This window comes from Streptomyces sp. ICN903 (genome assembly GCF_022015835.1).
Taxonomy (GTDB): Bacteria; Actinomycetota; Actinomycetes; order Streptomycetales; family Streptomycetaceae; genus Streptomyces; species Streptomyces fenghuangensis.
Window position 1 is genome coordinate 1 of record NZ_JAKMAY010000026.1, and the last position, 15009, is coordinate 15009.

Genomic DNA, 15009 nt, shown 5'->3' on the forward strand with positions numbered 1-15009 from the left:
GGAGCGGGGCCGCGGCGGGGGCGGCGCCCGCGCGGCGCAGCACCTCCACCGCCCGGCAGCACGGATCGGCGAACAGGGCGTCCAGCAGGTCCGTGCCCTCCACCCGCACTCCGCCTCGTGCCCGTGCCCGCCGGAGCGCGTCCTCCAGGGCCGCCGTGGCGGCGGGGGACCAGCCGAGGGCCCCGGCCGAGGCGGCGGCCGGGGTCTCCTGGGCCGTAGCCGTACCCGCCGCGCCCGCCGCGCCTTCGACGGTCCGCCGCCAGCGCAGCCCGTAGCCGATGCTGCGCTGCGCCAGATAGCCGAGGATGCGCGTCAGGCGCGCCGTACCGCCGAGAGCCGCGCGTACGGCCGGGTCCGACTCGACCAGACCGTGCAGCAGATGGGCGGTGTCGACCTGCCGGTCCCCGTCCCGCACGGCGCGGCGGCGCGCGCTCGACAGCGCCGCCGCCGGCCCCGGGCCGAGCGCGGCGCAGACCTTCGGCCCCCGCCCGGCGATGCCCTGGCGGGACGTATGACTGTGCACGCTCCCCACCCCATCACCCCGCCTGCGCCCGGGCATCCGCGCCGCGGCCCATTCGCGTGTCCTCCCGGGGACGGGGTGCGCGGCCCGCCGCCTCCTTCTCCGGACGGAGGAACGGACGGCCCCGTTTCGCCCGGCCCTCTCCCGGGGACTCGTGGACAGCACAGCCGCCGACAGGTGCACTGGAAGGGAGACAGGGGCTCCATGACCGACACCGCCGCACAGGCCGGGGACACCGGGCCGTCCACTTCGGGGGGACTGCTCCACGGCGCACAGCCGGACGTGGCGGGTGCCGCGGGCCACCGCGACCACCCGCAGCGCGTGGGCTTCTTCACCGACACCTCGGTCTGCATCGGCTGCAAGGCCTGCGAGGTGGCGTGCAAGGAGTGGAACGCCGTGCCCGAGGACGGCCTGGAGCTGACCGGCATGTCCTACGACAACTCCCAGGGCCTGAGCGCCTCCACCTGGCGGCATGTGGCCTTCATCGAGCAGCGCAAGCCCCTGGGGAGCCAGGAACCGGGTGTGGCGCACGGCCCCGCGGCCGGCGCCGGCGGCACGGAGGACATGGGCGACTTCGACGTCTTCGCCGCCGCCGGACGCCTGGGCGCCACGGCCCCCGGCCCCGGCGCCCAGGCCGGGGACGGTCCGGGCGCCCCCACCGGCGAGATCTCCCCGATCGCACCCGACGGGCGCACCGAGCTGCGCTGGCTGATGGCCTCGGACGTGTGCAAGCACTGCACCCACGCGGCCTGCCTGGACGTGTGCCCCACGGGCTCGCTGTTCCGCACCGAGTTCGGCACCGTCGTCGTCCAGGAGGACATCTGCAACGGCTGCGGCTACTGCGTCCCGGCCTGCCCCTACGGGGTGATCGACCAGCGCAAGGACGACGGCCGCGCCTGGAAGTGCACCCTGTGCTACGACCGGCTGGGCGCGGGGATGGAACCGGCCTGCGCCAAGGCGTGCCCCACCGACTCCATCCAGTTCGGCCCCCTGGACGAGCTTCGGGAGCGGGCCGCCGCCCGGGTCGCGCAACTGCACGCCGCGGGCGTACCCGACGCCCGGCTGTACGGCGAGGACCCAGAGGACGGCGTCGGCGGTGACGGCGCCTTCTTCCTGCTGCTGGACGAACCGGAGACCTACGGCATGCCGCCCGACCCGGTGGTGACCACCCGTGACCTGCCGTCGATGTGGCGCCACGCGGCGGTCGCGGCAGCGGCGATGGCCGCCGGAGTGGCCGCCTGCTTCGCGGGGAGGCGCCGGTGAGCACCCCCGAACCGAACGTGCCGGGCCCGGTCACCCCCGGCGGCCCCGGCGGAGCGGAGACGGACGGCGAGCACCCCGGCCGGACGGCCGCGACCGGCCAGGGCGGCGGCAGGCACCGCCGCAGGCGCCGGCGCGGGGAGCGGCCGGTCGTTCCCGAGGCCGAGTTCACCTCGTACTACGGCATGCCGATCCTCAACCGGCCCACCTGGAAGACCCTCGACATCGCGGGCTACCTCTTCCTGGGCGGTCTGGCCGGGGGCTCCTCGCTGCTGGCCGCCGGGGCGCACGCCACAGGGCGCCGCGTCCTGGCCCGGTCGGCGAAGATCGGGGCGCTGGGGGCCATCTCCGCCTCCACGGTGGCGCTGATCCACGATCTGGGCCGCCCGGGGCGTTTCTACAACATGCTGCGGGTCGCCAAGCCCACCTCGCCCATGAGCATGGGCTCCTGGCTCCTGGCCGCCTACGGCCCGCTCGCCGGGGTGTCCGCCGTCACCGACGCGACCGGCCTGTTCCGGCGTTCCGGTGCGGCGGCCACCGCCGGCGCGGCGGTGCTGGGTCCGGCCGTCGCCTCCTACACGGCCGTGCTGATCGCCGACACGGCCGTGCCGTCCTGGCACGAGGGCTACCGCGAACTGCCCTTCGTCTTCACCGGCTCGGGGGCAGCGGCGGCGGCCGGGCTGGGCATGCTGGCCGCTCCCGTGGAGCAGGCCGGCCCGGCCCGCCGGGCCGCCGTCTTCGGGGCCGCGCTCGAACTGGGGGCCACGGCGGTGATGACCCGCCGCATGGGGCTGGCCGCCGAGCCGCTGGAGCGCGGCAGGCCCGGAGCCCTGATGCGCGCCTCGAAGGTGCTCACCGCGGCCGGCGCGGCCGCCGGGCTGCTGGCCGGACGGCGCAGCCGGACGGCCGCGGCACTCTCGGGCGTCGCCCTGCTGGCCGGTTCCGCGGCCCTGCGGTTCGGCGTCTTCACCGCGGGCGTGGCGTCCGCCGAGGATCCGAAGTACACGGTCGTGCCCCAGCGCGAACGGCTGCGGGCCAGGGCCCGGGAGCGCCGCCGCGAGCACGCCGGCGGCGGCGCGGACGGCACGGGCAGCGGGAACGGCACGGGCAGCGGGGACGGCGGATCGGCGGGGTGAACGCCGGTTTGGCGGGCGCGGCCCCGGGTACCCCGGGGAAGCGGTGACAGGGTGGCCCGTGCCGTCCCCCGACGGGGGCGGCACGGGCGGTCGCACAGCAGACCAGTGGCACGAGTTCAGCGAGGACGGCATTCGTGGGCATCCGAACCTGGATCAACTCCTGGCCGGTCTACCGGCAGTTCACCGGTGACGACCCGCTGGGCCGCGGTGCCGCGGCGAGCAGCGAGCACACCGCCAACCTGACGCCGCGGGTGGAGACCGCCGACAGGGTGGTGAAGTCCGTGTGCCCCTACTGCGCGGTCGGCTGCGGTCAGAACGTCTACGTCGAGGACGGGAAGGTCACCCAGATCGAGGGGGACCCCGACTCCCCGGTCTCGCGGGGGCGTCTGTGCCCCAAGGGCGCCGCCAGCCTCCAGCTGACCACCGGCTCGGCCCGTGTCCAGCAGGTGCTCTACCGGCGGCCGTACGGCACCGAGTGGGAGCGGCTGGACCTGGACACGGCGATGGACATGATCGCCGACCGGGTGATCGAGTCGCGCCGGTCGGGCTGGGAGGAGGAGCACGACGGCAAGCGGGTGCGGCGCACCATGGGCTTCGCGAGCCTGGGCGGCGCCACGCTCGACAATGAGGAGAACTACCTGATCAAGAAGCTGTTCACGGCGCTGGGCGCCGTACAGATCGAGAACCAGGCACGTATTTGACACTCCTCCACGGTCCCCAGTCTGGGGACCTCGTTCGGCCGCGGCGGCGCGACCACCTTCCAGCAGGACCTGCAGAACTCGGACTGCATCGTCATCCAGGGCTCGAACATGGCCGAGTGCCACCCGGTCGGGTTCCAGTGGGTGATGAAGGCCAAGGCCCGGGGCGCGAAGGTGATCCACGTCGACCCGCGGTTCACCCGCACCAGCGCGCTGTCCGACGTCCATGTGCCGCTGCGCGCGGGCAGTGACATCGCGTTCCTCGGCGCGATCGTCAACCACGTCCTGAGCGAGGAGAAGTACTTCCGCGACTACCTGCTGGCCTACACCAACGCACCGGTGATCCTGCGCGAGGACTTCCGTGACACCGAGGACCTCGACGGCGTCTTCTCCGGACTGGACTCGGAGCACCGCACGTACGACGCGAGCACCTGGCAGTACGAGGGGATGCGGGCGCAGGCTGCCTCGGGGCACCGGGAGCAGAGCTATCCGGACACCGGCGGAGGGAACGGGGCGTCCTCCGACGAGAGCGTCGACGAGCTCTCCGAGGAGGCCCGCGGCGAGTCCCACGGCTCCGGCGGTGCCGACCTGGGAGAGGGCAAGCCCCGGCGGGACGAGACGCTCAGCGACCCGCGGTGCGTCTTCCAGGTGCTCAAGCGGCACTTCGCCCGGTACACGCCCGAGCTGGTGGAGGAGGTCTGCGGCGTACCGCGCGACACCTTCCTCCGGGTCTGCGAGCTGATCACCGAGAACTCCGGCCGGGACCGCACCACGGCGCTCGCCTACGCCGTCGGCTGGACCCAGCACACGGTCGGCGTGCAGTACATCCGGACCGCGGCGATCCTCCAGACCCTGCTGGGCAACATCGGGCGCCCGGGCGGCGGAATCCTCGCCCTGCGCGGGCACGCCTCGATCCAGGGATCGACCGACATCCCGACGCTGTTCAACCTGCTGCCCGGCTACATCCCCATGCCGCACGCCCACACCGGCACCGACCTGGACACCTTCGTCGACGCCGAGGCGGGCAAGCGGGGCTACTGGGGCAACATGCGCGACTACCTGGTGAGCCTGCTCAAGGCGTACTGGGGGCCGGCCGCCACACAGGAGAACGACTTCTGCTTCGACTACCTGCCGCGCCTGACCGGCTCGCACGACACCTACACCACCGTGCAGAACCAGCTGGACGGGGTCTGCAAGGGCTACTTCCTGATGGGCGAGAATCCCTCCGTCGGCTCCGCCAACGGCCGGATGCAGCGTCTGGGCATGGCGAACCTGGACTGGCTGGTGGTGCGTGACCTCTCCCTGATCGAGAGCGCCACCTGGTGGAAGGACGGCCCCGAGATCGAGTCGGGCGAGCTGCGCACCGAGGACATCCGCACCGAGGTGTTCTTCCTGCCCGCGGCCACGCACACCGAGAAGGACGGCAGCTTCACCAACACCCAGCGGATGCTCCAGTGGCGCCACAAGGCGGTGGAGCCGTCCGGGGACGCGCGCAGCGACCTGTGGTTCATGTACCACCTCGGGCGGATCATCCGGGAGAAGCTGGCCGGCTCCACCGACGACAGGGACCGTCCGGTCCTGGACCTGGCCTGGGACTACCCGGTCCACGGCGACAGTGCCGAACCGGACGCCGAGGCCGTCCTCGCCGAGATCAACGGCTTCGACGCCGAGGGCAGGCCGCTGTCCTCCTACACCCAGCTCAAGGGGGACGGCTCGACGGCGTGCGGCTGCTGGATCTACTGCGGCGTCTACGCCGACGGCGTCAACCAGGCTGCGCGCCGCAAACCGGGAGAGCGGCAGAACTGGGTGGCCCCCGAGTGGGGCTGGGCCTGGCCCGCGAACCGCCGGATCCTGTACAACCGGGCGTCGGCGGATCCCGAGGGCAGGCCGTGGAGCGAGCGCAAGGCGCTGGTGTGGTGGGACGAGGAGAAGGGGCAGTGGACCGGGCACGACGTCCCGGACTTCCCCAAGGAGCGTCGCCCGGACCACGTACCGGCCGAGGACGCCGAGGGCCCCGACGCCCTGTCGGGCACCGACGCCTTCATCATGCAGGCCGACGGCAAGGCCTGGCTGTACGTGCCGGCCGGCCTGCTGGACGGGCCGCTGCCGGCGCACTACGAACCGCAGGAGACGCCGTTCACCAACCCGCTCTACCGCCAGCAGCGCAACCCCGTCCGGGTGCTGGGGAAACCGCACCCGGTCAACCGGTACCAGCCCGTCGGCGCGGAGCCGGGCTCGGAGGTGTTCCCGTACGTGGCGACCACCTACCGGCTCACCGAGCACCACACCGCGGGCGGCATGTCCCGCTGGCAGCCGTACCTGTCGGAACTCCAGCCGGAGTTCTTCTGCGAGGTCTCGCCGGAACTGGCGGCCGAGCGCGGGCTGGAGCACATGGGCTGGGCCACGGTGATCAGTGCCCGCTCCGCGATCGAGGCCCGGGTGATGGTGACCGACCGGGTGTCGCCGATCACCGTGCAGGGCCGGACCCTGCACCAGGTCGGGCTCCCCTACCACTGGGGTTCCAACGGCTACTCGCGCGGGGACTCGGCGAACGAGCTGCTCCACGTGTCGCTGGACCCCAACGTGCACATCCAGGAGACCAAGGCGCTGGCGTGCGACATCCGGCCGGGGCGGCGGCCGCGCGGGCCGCGGCTGCTGGACCTGGTGCGCGAGTACCAGGTGCGGTCGGGGATCACCGAGGAGACGGGCCGGGACATCTGACGGCCCGCCGGGGGCGGCATGCGCCTTTCCGTGCCGCCCCCGGCGGGATTCCGGCGGGATCCGGCCCGCGCCTCGGCGGCGCCCCGTCAGCGGACCACCAGGGCGTGCTCCCCCGCCGGGACCAGCTCTCCGATCACGGGCGCGCCGGGGATCTCCCCCGCCACCAGCAGGCCGCCGGAGGTCTGGGCGTCGGCCAGCAGCAGCCGGGTGTGCTCGTCCGCGGAGCCGAAGTCGGTGTGCGGGGCGACCCACTCGAGGTTGCGGCGGGTGCCGCCGCTGACGTAGCCGTCGCGCACCGCCTCCCGCGCGCCGTCCAGGTAGGGGACGGCCGATGAGTCCAGCACGGCGCTCACCCCCGAGGCGCGCGCCATCTTGTACAGGTGGCCCAGCAGGCCGAAGCCGGTGACGTCCGTGGCGCACCGCGCGCCGGCCGCCAGGGCCGCCTGCGCCGCGTCCCGGTTGAGGGCCGCCATGGTCTCCACCGCGTGTCCGAAGAACTCGCCGGTGGCCTTGTGCCGGTTGTTGAGCACGCCCAGGCCCAGCGGTTTGGTCAGCGACAGCGGCACCCCCGGCCGCCCGGCGTCGTTGCGCAGCAGTGCGTCCGGGTCGGCGATCCCGGTGACGGCCATGCCGTACTTGGGCTCGACGTCGTCGACGCTGTGGCCGCCGCCGACATGGCAGCCCGCCCGCGCGGCGACCTCCAGCCCGCCGCGCAGCACCTCCCGCGCCAGTTCGAACGGCAGCTTCCCGCGCGGCCAGCCCAGCAGGTTCACCGCCACCAGGGGACGGCCGCCCATCGCGTACACGTCCGACAGCGCGTTGGCGGCGGCGATGCGCCCCCAGTGGTAGGGGTCGTCCACCACGGGGGTGAAGAAGTCGGCGGTGGCGACGACGGCGGGGCCGCCCTCCGGCCCGGGCAGGCGCACTGCGGCCGCGTCGTCGCCGGTGTCCAGTCCGACGAGCAGTTCACCGGCGGGCTCGGTGGTGGGCTGGATCCCTGTCAGCCCGGCCACGGCCTCCTCCAGTTCGCCGGGCGGGATCTTGCAGGCGCAGCCGCCGCCGTGGGCGTACCGGGTCAGCCGTACGGGCGTCTCCGCAGCACCGCCGTCCTGGTGACCTTCCGTCTCGTTCCGGGTGTACATCGCGATCCTCTCTCACCGCCCCCGTGCCGGATGTCGGGGCACCGACTGCCCCGCGGCCACCGGCCGAAACGCCGCGTGAGGAGATTGACTCCCCCCGAGCGGCGGCGTTTGGATGATCCACGTCCGGGCACGAGTGCCCCGGCGGCATGGAGGCGTAAGGGTGCCTGGTGGCCCTCCCGGTCTTCAAAACCGAGGTGCCCGAGGATCTCGGGCAGGTGGGTTCGATTCCCATCCGCCTCCGCCGGCCGCCCACCGGAGCGGCGGCCCGCCACCGTTCCGCCGCCGCTCACCGCGTCCGCGTGCCCTCCCCCGGTTCCGGTCCGGCGGCCGGCCCCGGCGCCTCGCCCGGTGGTTCCTCCTCGCTCGGCCAGCGGCCCTCGATGTATGAGCGCAGGAGTGCCGCGTGGGAGAGCGGGGTCGCCGGATCGGCGACATCGCCGTTGGTGGTGTGGTCGAGCAGCACCACATCCGCCTTCGCGGCCGTCTCCCGGAGCCGCTCGACCAGGTCCGCGACGCGGTTCTCCAGAACCCACCGGTAGGACGGCAGATAGATGAGGCGGCGGGCCGCCTCATAGCCCAGCAGCCGCTCCCCCGACGGACCTGCGCGGTGCCCGAGCACCGGCCCGTACCGCCGCACCGTCCGCTTCAGCCCGCGCATCGTCGTGATGTCGAGCTTCGACAGGTCGACGCCGGTGCCACGGAAGACCTTGAGCGCCTGCCAGACGCCCTCCACCGACCGGCCCGTCAGACCGCCGGAGAAGGGCACCGGTATGCCGCCGTGCGGGAAGAAGGGGCTCAGCCGCACCCAGGGCTCCTCCGCCCGGGAGGTCACGTCGACGACCTCCGCTCCGGGGAACGCCCTGGCCAGCGAGGCGGGCGTACGGCGGCGGCCGGCCACATGGATCGTCATCGAAGAATGCTCCCCCTTTGGTGATACGGACCACCGAGCATCCCCCATGCCACTGACAACGGCCCTTTGCGCCCGGTGCCGGACGCCCGCCCGGGAGCGGCCGCGGCGTCGTCAGTCCGGAACGGGGCCCGCGCCGGGGGGCGTCGCCTGCTCCGGTCCGCTGCCGAGCGCGCCCGCCCTGCGGCGCAGGACGACGGCGGCGGCCGCGGTGCTCGCCGCGAAGGCGGCCGCCATCACCCAGGGGCGGTTGAGGCGGTGGCCCAGCGCGTGGTCCAGGGAGTGGCGCCCGGGGCCGGTGACGCTCAGACAGGTGGCGACGAACCCCAGGAAGGCCGGGTACTCGTAGCCGCCCTCGGTGACGAAGAAGCCCGCCGGGGCGTGGACCGACACCGCCCCCGTCATGGTCCCCGCGACCGCCGCTCCCGCGGCCGGCGTGGCCAGGCCCAGCGCCAGCAGCACACCGCCGCCGGCCTCGGCCAGCCCGGCGGCGAGCGCGCTCGTCCTGCCGGGCGTGAACCCCATGTACTCCATCGCCTCCCGGGTGCCCTCCAGGCCGTGTCCGCCGAACCAGCCGAAGAGCTTCTGGGCGCCGTGCGCGAACAGGACACCGCCCGTGCCCGCCCTGAGGACGAGCAGTCCCAGGTCGCCGCGGTCGATCGGGGGCACGGGCATGAGAATCACCTCTTCGGGGTTCGGTCGCCTCCCCAGCCTCACCGCTCCCCCGCGCTCCCACCACTTCCCGGGCCCGTTCGGGGCAGCCGCTGCCCGGGTTCAGAGCACCGCGCGCCACAGGGCGATGACGGCGGCGGCCACCGCGGCGACCACCGAGGCGGCCAGGACCAGCAGCAGGAGCAGGAACACCCCTGCCAGGACACCCGCGAGCGCGCGGGTGGCACGGCTGCGCTCCGCATGGGCCGAACGGGTGCGCTCCCCGCGCCCGCCGCGCTCCTCGCGCCGTGCGGGCCGGTCGTCGGCGCCGCGGTCACCCCGGTCGGCGTGCTCGTCGCACACGGCGACGGCCAGGGCCGCGAGGTAGCGCAGCCGCTCCGGGGGGAGCGGCTCGACCAGTTCCGGGCCCAGTTGCCGTTCGACGGCCGCCACGCGCGGGTCCCCGTCGTTGATGAGCCCGCGCGCACGTGTGCCGGTCCGCGCGCCGATCGCGTCGACGGGCCGGTCGCCGGGCTGGTCGTCGCGCTGGTCGCCGAAGTGGTGGTCGGACATCGGCAAGCCCCCTCCTCGCACTGACGCTTCGCGCAGGGAGCGTAGTGGGCCGGTGCGGCCGGCGGGACGGCGCGTCAGCCGTCCGGTGCGCCGGCCGCCCGTCCGAAGGGGCGTTCGCAGCGCCGCCTGGTGTTGTCCAGGCGAGCCGTCAGACCGCGTGTGTCCAGGTGCTCCAGCAGGGGGATCACGACGCGGCGCGTGGTGTCCAGGGCACGGCGCGCCTCACTGGTGGTGAAGGGCTGCTCCAGCCGGGCCAGCAGTGCGGCGGCCCGGTCGTCGGCGCCGGGCAGCAGCACGATCCCGTCGCCGATCCGGAGCAGCTCGCCCGCGGCGGCGGCCGCGGCGATCGCGTTCGGGTCGAGGCCGAGCTCCGCCAGCCGGTGCGCCTCCGGGGCGCGGAAGGGCGCGGCGCGCAGTTCGGTGCGCACGGCGTCCACCGCCCTGCGCACCCGGGGCGGCAGCTGGGGGCGTGCGGCGCTGCCGTAGACCCGGCCGTCGCGGTGCTCCAGGGACGGCCGGGGCTCGGCGTCCACCAGAGCCCGTACGAGGGCGCGTTCGGGCAGGCCGAGGGCGCGGCGGGCGGCCTCGGCGGGCAGCCCCGGGTCCATCGGGTGCCGGGCGGCGTGCTCCTCCACGGCCCGCACCAGTGCGCGCCGCAGCCCTGCCCAGTGGTCGGGGTCGGCGAGCCAGTCCCCGGCGACGGGTTCGTAGGGGGGCCGCACCCCCATCGCCCACAGCTCGGTGCGCCGTACCAGTCCCCGGCGCCGCACCTGGGCCCTGCCGTCCGAGGTGCCGTCCGGGGTGCCGGCCACCGTCTCCAGCTCGCGCGCCCTGGCCCGCCCCGCGCCGCGCCGCTCCAGCCGGGGCGGGCGGACGTCGAGCACGGTGATCCCGGCGGGGATCCGGTGCCGCCCGGGATCCCGCAGCAGCGCCGTGTCGCCCACCCTCAGCGGCAGCGGGCGCTCGAGGGCCAGGCGGGCGGTGTCCTCCCCCAGCGGCCGTACGGTGGCGGGGACGGCGGCGGAGCCGGCGTGCAGCACCAGGTGCCGGGGCAGGTCGGCCGCCGGGTCGCCGTGCAGCCGTACGTCCAGCAGATCGGTGGCGATCCAGCGGCCGGGGGTGAGCAGGGCGTCGCCGCGCCGCAGCGCGTCGGCTCCGGCGCCGTGCACGTTGACCGCGACGCGGGAGACCGCGCCCACCTCGTCGCGGTCCTCCTTGAGGGACTGCAGCCCGCGCACACGGACCACCGCCCGGCCGCCGCCGGAGGCGAGGGCGAGGCGGTCGCCGGTGCGGATCGTGCCCGCGGCGAGCGTTCCGGTCACCACGGTGCCGCGGCCGCGCACGGTGAAGGAACGGTCCACCCACAGCCGTACGTCGGCGGCCCGGTCGGGCTCGGGCAGCGCGGCGGCCAGCCGGACCAGGGCGGCGCGCAGCTCCTCCAGTCCCGCTCCGGTGACGGCGCTGACGGGCACGGCCTCGACCTTCCCCAGCGAGGTCTCGGCGATCCTGGCGAGCGCGTCGTCGCGGACCGGGCCGGGGTCGGCGAGATCGGCACGGGTGACGGCGAGCACGCCGTGCCGCACCCGCAGCGCGTCCAGGACGGCCAGATGCTCCTCGGACTGCGGCTGCCAGCCCTGGTCGGCGGCGACGGCGACCAGGACGGCCGGTACGGGCCCGACTCCGGCCAGCATGTTGCCGACCAGCCTCTCGTGGCCTGGCACGTCGACGAAGGCGATCCGTCCGGCGCCGGGCAGGGACGTCCACACGAAGCCCAGGTCGAGGGTGAGGCCGCGGCGGCGCTCCTCCTCCCAGCGGTCGGGCTCCATGCCGGTCAGCGCGCGGACGAGGGTGGACTTGCCGTGGTCGACGTGACCGGCGGTGGCGATGACGTGCACGTGCGCGCTCACTCCTCTCCCGGGCCGTTCGCGGCGGCCTTGGCCGCCCGCCGTACGGCCTCCGCCACATCGGCGTCCCGCTCCGGCGGGACGGTGCGCAGGTCGATCAGGCACCGCCCGCCCTCCACCCGTCCCAGGACGGCGGGCTCGCCCGTCCGCAGGGGCCCGGCGTACTCCTCGGGCAGTGACACGGCCGCGCTGGGCAGGGTGACGCCGGGCGCTCCTCCCCCGCCGACGGCGGCCTCGCTGTCCACGGCGCGTGCTTCCACGTCCGCGCCCCGCAGTTCGGCGGCGAGGCGTTCGGCGCGTGCCCGCAGGCCCTCCACACCGGCGTGGAGCATGGTGTGGACGGGAGTGGCGGGGCCGCGCAGCGTGGCCTGAAGCGCCGCCAGCGTCAGCTTGTCCACGCGCAGCGCACGGGCCAGCGGGTGGCGGGCCAGGCGCCGCACCAGGTCGGCCCGGCCCAGGAGCAGGCCGCACTGCGGGCCGCCGAGCAGTTTGTCGCCGCTGGCGGTGACCAGGGACGCGCCCGCACGCAGCCAGCCGGACGCGTCCGGCTCGTTCGGCAGCACTGGTTCGGGGCGCAGCAGTCCGGAGCCGATGTCGGCGACGACGGGGACGCCGGGAGGGCAGATCCGGGCCAGTTCGGCCACGGAGGCCGAGCGGGTGAAGCCGGTGATGCGGAAGTTGGAGGGGTGGACCTTCAGCACGAAGCCGGTGTCCGGGCCGATGGCCGCCGCGTAGTCCTCGGCCGAGGTGCGGTTGGTGGTGCCGACCTCGCGCAGCCGGGCGCCGGTGGACACCAGCAGGTCGGGCAGGCGGAAGCCGTCGCCGATCTCGACCATCTCGCCCCGGCTGACGACGATCTCCCTGCCCGCCGCGAGCGCGGTCGCGGCCAGGACGAGGGCGGCCGCGCCGTTGCCCACCACATGGGCGGCCTCGGCGTGCGGCACCGCCTCGCGCAGGGCGTCCAGGGCGGAGGCCCCGCGCCGGGAGCGGGCGCCGGTGGCCAGGTCGAGTTCCACGTCGGTGGGGCCGCAGGCGGCGTCCACCGCCTCCCGGGCGGCCCGCGACAGCGGGGCCCGGCCCAGGTTGGTGTGGAGCAGGACGCCGGTGGCGTTGACCACCGGCCGCAGTCCTCCGGCCGTCGGGGGAAGCGCCCCGGCCGCGGTGTCGGCGACGGACTCCGGGGGGATCTCGCCGGCCCGGGCGCGCTGCAGGGCCCGGACCACCTCGGACTTCACCAGGGCGCGGCCCAGGCGCCGGGCGGCCCCGGCCAGCCGGGGGTCGGCGAGCACCGCGTCCGTGCGGGGGAGTCGGCGCCGCACGTCGGCCGAAGGCGTCTTCGCCGCCTGCGCATCCGCCTTCTGCGCATCCGCCGTCCGTGCGTCCGCCGTCGCGGTGTCGCGGTCCATCCGGTGGCCTCCTGCTGGGACGCGGTACGGGTAGGGGCCCGGCCGTCCGCCACCGGTCCGGTGCCGTCCGTCCGGCGCGGCCGCGGACGGGTGAGGGCGGCTGCCGGCGTGGCGGGGCGTCGGCCAGGATAGGCGCGCGGTGGCCCGGCACCGTGGTGCCGCACCGCCGTGCGCCGCGTTCCGGCTCGTGCCCGCGCCCGGTCCGGTCAGTCCTCACCGTCCGGACTCCTTCCGGGCCACCCGACCGCCATTGGCCGTGGCCGGTGCCGCCCGGGCCTTCTAGGCTGCCGATCATGAGGATTCGTATCGTCGACGCCTTCACCGACCGGCCCTTCGCGGGCAACCCCGCCGCCGTCGTGCTCCTGGACTCCGGGCCGTTCCCGGGTGACGACCGGCTCCAGAAACTCGCCGCCGAGGTCAACCTCTCCGAGACCGCCTACGCCCGCCCGCTGCCCGAGAGTTCCGAGGCCGACTGGGCGCTGCGCTGGTTCACCCCGGTCACCGAGGTCAACCTCTGCGGCCACGCCACGCTCGCCACCGCCCATGTGCTGCGCTCCGCCGGCGCGGCCGCCGGCACCATCCGCTTCGCCACCCGCAGCGGCATCCTCACCGCCGAGACGGCCGCCGACGGCTCGATCACCCTGGACTTCCCCACCGCCCCGCTCACCGAGCTCCCCGTGGGCGAGGACGTCCGCGCGGCCCTGGGCGCCGATGTGCTCTCCGCCCACGACACCGGTCCCGACCTCGGCGATCTGCTGGTGGAACTGGCCGACGAGAAGACCGTCCGCACCCTGACCCCCGATCTCGCCGCCGTGGCGCGGCTGAGCCACCGGGGTGTCATCGTCACCGCCCAGGCCTCGGACGACGGTGGGAGGCAGGGCGCGTACGACTACGTGTCGCGCTTCTTCGGTCCGGCCGTCGGCATCGACGAGGACCCGGTCACCGGCAGCGCCCACACCGCGCTCGCGCCCCTGTGGTCGGGCCGGCTGGGCCGGGAGTCCCTCACCGGTCTCCAGGCTTCGGCCCGCACCGGCCTGGTGCGCACAACCGTGCGCGGCGACCGCACCCTGCTGACCGGCGACGCCGTGACCGTCATCGACGGGGAGCTGCTCGCCGGGCCGTGACACGGTGCGCCCGCCTCCGCACCGGCCCGCCTCCGCGCCACCGGACCGAGGCGGGCCGGGCGGGCCGTCACGTCAGCCCGTGGGCAGCCAGCCCACCCGGCCCGCCAGCAGCGCGTATCCGACGAACGCCACGATGTCGATCAGGGCGTGCGCGGCGACCAGCGGCCCGATCCGACCCCACCGCCGGTACAGCCAGACGAAGATCACGCCCATCACCACATTGCCGACGAACCCGCCGATCCCCTGGTAGAGGTGGTACGTCCCGCGCAGCAGCGAGCTGGCCGCCAGAGCCGCCGCCGGGCTCCAGCCCAGCCGGTCGAGCCTGCGCAGCAGGTAGCCGACGACGATGACCTCCTCCACCACGGAGTTCTGGATCGCCGAGGCGATCAGCACCGGGATCTTCCACCACACCTCCGGAAGCGATTCGGGTACCACCGTGAGGTTGAAGCCGCTCGCCCGCGCGCCCAGGTAGAGCAGCAGACCGCTGCCCCCGATCCCCGCCGCGACCACCGCGCCCCGACCCAGGTCGGACCAGGGGCGGCGCAGGTCGAAGCCGATTCCGCCCAGCCCCGGTCCGCTTCCGGCGCCACCGGCGGACCTGTCCGGTCCCTCGCGCGTCAGGAGGTGGGCGACGAGCAGGACCGGGACCAGGGCTGTGGCGATGCCGAACAACTGCCAGGCCAGGTCCAGCCAGGGCCGGTCGGGGGCGTACGAGCCGTTGAGCCGGGCCGCCTGGTCCTTCAGGCCGCCGGGTCTGGTCAGCGACCCGACGAAGCTGATGAGCGCCGACACGGCGCTCGCGCCCAGCGACAGGGCCAGCACGAGCAGCGTCTCGCGGCCCAGCATCCGCCGCTCGGGCGCACCGCCTCCGCTTCCCGGCCTCCGCTCCCGTTCGCGCCCCGGCCCGTCTTCCTCGTCGCGCACGCCCGCTCGCACTCGCGCCTCCCGCTTCGCCGTTCGTCCGTCT

At 75.1% G+C, this 15009-nt stretch carries 12 protein-coding genes and 1 tRNA gene; 5 read left to right on the plus strand and 8 right to left on the minus strand.

Annotation, left to right across the window (positions count from 1 at the left end; genetic code table 11):
- The coding region (locus L7D48_RS04775; protein WP_374491106.1) for a Clp protease N-terminal domain-containing protein at nucleotides 1-523 on the minus strand (523 nt) is incomplete at its 3' end.
- A gap of 201 nt (nucleotides 524-724) precedes the next feature.
- Here L7D48_RS04775 and L7D48_RS04780 point away from each other — a divergent pair.
- The 3 genes from L7D48_RS04780 to fdh all read left to right on the plus strand — a co-directional run bounded on the left by L7D48_RS04780 (nucleotide 725) and on the right by fdh (nucleotide 6335).
- Entirely contained in the window at nucleotides 725-1783 is a 1059-nt protein-coding gene (locus tag L7D48_RS04780; protein WP_237877617.1) for a 4Fe-4S dicluster domain-containing protein, read from the plus strand.
- Complete coding sequence (gene nrfD, locus L7D48_RS04785) at nucleotides 1780-2916, plus strand: NrfD/PsrC family molybdoenzyme membrane anchor subunit (RefSeq protein ID WP_308312219.1); 1137 nt, start codon at nucleotides 1780-1782, stop codon at nucleotides 2914-2916. The genes L7D48_RS04780 and nrfD overlap by 4 nt, the downstream gene beginning before the upstream one ends.
- A gap of 134 nt (nucleotides 2917-3050) precedes the next feature.
- On the plus strand, nucleotides 3051-6335 hold the full coding sequence (gene fdh, locus L7D48_RS04790; RefSeq protein ID WP_237877618.1) for a formate dehydrogenase: 3285 nt from the start codon (nucleotides 3051-3053) through the stop codon (nucleotides 6333-6335).
- 86 nt (nucleotides 6336-6421) lie between these two features.
- Here fdh and selD read toward each other — a convergent pair whose 3' ends face one another.
- Nucleotides 6422-7477 (minus strand): selenide, water dikinase SelD, encoded by a 1056-nt coding sequence (gene selD / locus L7D48_RS04795; protein ID WP_237877619.1) that lies wholly within the window; start codon nucleotides 7475-7477, stop codon nucleotides 6422-6424.
- Nucleotides 7478-7625: 148 nt separating this feature from the next.
- Here selD and L7D48_RS04800 point away from each other — a divergent pair.
- A tRNA-Sec gene (locus L7D48_RS04800) sits at nucleotides 7626-7718 on the plus strand.
- A 45-nt stretch (nucleotides 7719-7763) separates the two neighbouring features.
- Here the strand turns inward: L7D48_RS04800 and L7D48_RS04805 are convergent.
- The 5 genes from L7D48_RS04805 to selA all read right to left on the minus strand — a co-directional run bounded on the left by L7D48_RS04805 (nucleotide 7764) and on the right by selA (nucleotide 12918).
- Nucleotides 7764-8387, minus strand: coding sequence for a hypothetical protein (locus L7D48_RS04805; protein WP_237877620.1), 624 nt, complete (start codon nucleotides 8385-8387; stop codon nucleotides 7764-7766).
- Nucleotides 8388-8498: 111 nt separating this feature from the next.
- Entirely contained in the window at nucleotides 8499-9059 is a 561-nt protein-coding gene (locus tag L7D48_RS04810; RefSeq protein ID WP_256462448.1) for a DoxX family protein, read from the minus strand.
- Nucleotides 9060-9158: 99 nt separating this feature from the next.
- A complete protein-coding gene (locus L7D48_RS04815) occupies nucleotides 9159-9608 on the minus strand; it encodes a hypothetical protein (RefSeq protein ID WP_237877621.1) in 450 nt (149 codons plus the stop codon).
- Between the two features lie 74 nt (nucleotides 9609-9682).
- Nucleotides 9683-11503, minus strand: a complete 1821-nt coding sequence (locus L7D48_RS04820; RefSeq protein ID WP_237877639.1) for a selenocysteine-specific translation elongation factor — start codon at nucleotides 11501-11503, stop codon at nucleotides 9683-9685.
- Between the two features lie 8 nt (nucleotides 11504-11511).
- Nucleotides 11512-12918, minus strand: a complete 1407-nt coding sequence (selA, locus tag L7D48_RS04825) for an L-seryl-tRNA(Sec) selenium transferase (protein WP_237877622.1) — start codon at nucleotides 12916-12918, stop codon at nucleotides 11512-11514.
- Nucleotides 12919-13211: 293 nt separating this feature from the next.
- Here selA and L7D48_RS04830 point away from each other — a divergent pair, with 293 nt between their 5' ends.
- Nucleotides 13212-14042, plus strand: coding sequence for a PhzF family phenazine biosynthesis protein (locus L7D48_RS04830; protein WP_237877623.1), 831 nt, complete (start codon nucleotides 13212-13214; stop codon nucleotides 14040-14042).
- 72 nt (nucleotides 14043-14114) lie between these two features.
- Here L7D48_RS04830 and L7D48_RS04835 read toward each other — a convergent pair whose 3' ends face one another.
- Nucleotides 14115-14888: a CPBP family intramembrane glutamic endopeptidase gene (locus L7D48_RS04835; RefSeq protein ID WP_237877640.1), complete on the minus strand. Its 774-nt coding sequence runs from the start codon at nucleotides 14886-14888 to the stop codon at nucleotides 14115-14117.
- Nucleotides 14889-15009: the final 121 nt, after the last annotated feature.

What these genes read in the sequence shown, in the direction of transcription:
- L7D48_RS04835 (WP_237877640.1), bottom strand. Translation starts at nt 14,888, where the DNA reads ATGCTGGGCCGCGAGACGCTGCTCGTGCTGGCCCTGTCGCTGGGCGCG.
- selA (WP_237877622.1), bottom strand. Translation starts at nt 12,918, where the DNA reads ATGGACCGCGACACCGCGACGGCGGACGCACGGACGGCGGATGCGCAG.
- L7D48_RS04805 (WP_237877620.1), bottom strand. Translation starts at nt 8,387, where the DNA reads ATGACGATCCATGTGGCCGGCCGCCGCCGTACGCCCGCCTCGCTGGCC.
- L7D48_RS04830 (WP_237877623.1), top strand. Translation starts at nt 13,212, where the DNA reads ATGAGGATTCGTATCGTCGACGCCTTCACCGACCGGCCCTTCGCGGGC.
- L7D48_RS04815 (WP_237877621.1), bottom strand. Translation starts at nt 9,608, where the DNA reads ATGTCCGACCACCACTTCGGCGACCAGCGCGACGACCAGCCCGGCGAC.
- L7D48_RS04810 (WP_256462448.1), bottom strand. Translation starts at nt 9,059, where the DNA reads ATGCCCGTGCCCCCGATCGACCGCGGCGACCTGGGACTGCTCGTCCTC.
- selD (WP_237877619.1), bottom strand. Translation starts at nt 7,477, where the DNA reads ATGTACACCCGGAACGAGACGGAAGGTCACCAGGACGGCGGTGCTGCG.
- L7D48_RS04780 (WP_237877617.1), top strand. Translation starts at nt 725, where the DNA reads ATGACCGACACCGCCGCACAGGCCGGGGACACCGGGCCGTCCACTTCG.